This window comes from Spirulina sp. CCY15215 (assembly GCF_016888125.1).
Classification (GTDB): Bacteria; Cyanobacteriota; Cyanobacteriia; order Cyanobacteriales; family Spirulinaceae; genus CCY15215.
In genome coordinates this window covers 1-413 of sequence record NZ_JACSWA010000180.1, presented here as the reverse complement: position 1 = coordinate 413, position 413 = coordinate 1, and the positions used below count along the sequence as shown (strand labels likewise).

Annotated in this window: 1 protein-coding gene; it reads left to right on the top strand. The window is 39.7% G+C overall.

Going from position 1 to position 413, the window contains the following annotated elements; all coding sequences use genetic code 11:
• Positions 1–413 (top strand): RNA-guided endonuclease TnpB family protein (locus tag JUI58_RS00905; RefSeq protein ID WP_204101866.1); only part of this gene is annotated, 413 nt, incomplete at both ends.

The following is a 413-nucleotide window of genomic DNA, read 5'->3' as shown; positions in this document are numbered from 1 at the left end:
AAAGCCATTGGAATTGATTTGGGATTAACGGATTTTGCCATTACCAGTGAAGGCTCAAAATATAACAATCCCAAGCATTTCCATAAACACGCGCAGAACCTAAAACGAAAGCAACAAAAACACGCTCGTAAGAGTAAAGGCAGTAATAACCGCAATAAATCACGGGTAAAAGTTGCCAAAGTTCACGCCAAAATCAGTCGCTGTCGTGAAGATTTTCTCCACAAACTATCCCGTAAGATAGTGAACGAAAACCAAGTGATTGTGGTGGAAAATCTCAATGTTAAAGGCATGGTTCGCAATCACAAACTCGCGAAAGCGATTAGTGATGTAGGTTGGGGAATGTTTTGTACGATGTTAAAGTACAAAGCTGAATCAGAAGGGAAAGTTTATCTAGAAGTGGATAGATTTTTCCC